The sequence below is a fragment of the Mannheimia kashgarensis genome (genome assembly GCF_041807705.1).
GTDB lineage: Bacteria > Pseudomonadota > Gammaproteobacteria > Enterobacterales > Pasteurellaceae > Mannheimia.
The window spans coordinates 1-969 of the sequence record NZ_JBGTYY010000068.1 but is presented as its reverse complement, the minus strand read 5'-3'; the positions used below and the strand labels follow the sequence as shown (position 1 = coordinate 969).

General features: G+C 44.5%; 2 protein-coding genes. Both read right to left on the bottom strand.

What is annotated here, in order from left to right; genetic code table 11:
* Nucleotides 1-593: bifunctional 4-hydroxy-2-oxoglutarate aldolase/2-dehydro-3-deoxy-phosphogluconate aldolase (locus ACERCF_RS12490; protein ID WP_373625788.1), on the bottom strand; the 593-nt coding region annotated here is incomplete at its 3' end.
* A gap of 70 nt (nucleotides 594-663) precedes the next feature.
* Nucleotides 664-969, bottom strand: a 306-nt coding sequence (locus ACERCF_RS12485) for a carbohydrate kinase family protein (protein ID WP_373625787.1), incomplete at its 5' end; no start/stop codon positions are given.

Sequence of the window (969 nt, the reverse complement as noted above, 5' to 3'; positions counted from 1 at the left end):
TCCCACTTCTGCGCCTTAATCAGTGATTTCTCCACAAACCAAGAGCCACCGCACGCCACCACATTCGGAATAGCAAGGTAGTCGTTGATGTTTTGCGGTGAAATACCACCAGTCGGCATAATTTGTAAGTTGCTGTAAGGGCCAAGCAGGGCTTTAATCATTTTCATCCCGCCACTTGCTTCTGCTGGGAAAAATTTGACTACTTGTATGCCAAGTTCAAGAGCAGCTTCAATCGCCATTGGGTTATTCACGCCCGGTGTAACAGGCAAACCTAACGCTTGGCAATATTTAACGATAGTAGGATTAAAGCCCGGGGTGACAATGCAATCTGCCCCTGCGTTTTTGGCAGCAAGGACTTGCTCTTTGGTCAGCACCGTTCCCGCGGCAATTAATACTTCTGGATAGTTCGCCTTCACTAATTTAATTGCCTCTTCAGCTGCTGCCGAGCGGAAGGTAATTTCTACCACAGGCAAGCCGTTTTTAGACAAGGTTTTCGCCAGCGGTAAAATATCTTCTGCGTTGTCGAGGGCTATGACGGGAACAACTTTAAGTTCTCTTAATTTTTCTACGATTTGGTCGGTGGTATAACGCATTTTTAACCTCATTATGTTGTGTTGCAAGCGGTAATTTTTGTAAAATTTTTTGCAAAAACAACCGCTTATATTATTGTTCAAATTGCTGTTTTAGGTGGGCAGTTGCTGATTTATCAATAATTGCCCCTTTGTGTTGAATGACAATACCTGCAACTTTGTTACCTTGCTGGCAGCAGGTGATTAAATCTTTGCCAAGCAAGTAGCCGTTGAGGAACCCAGCATTGAAAGAATCCCCTGCGGAGGTGGTATCCACCACATTTTCAACGGGAACGGTTGGCACAAAAATCTGTTTATCCTGATATTGAACTGTTGCACCAAGTGAGCCTTGTTTGACTACGATAGTTTCGATGCCATATTGAGCAAGGCGGGTAAGGGT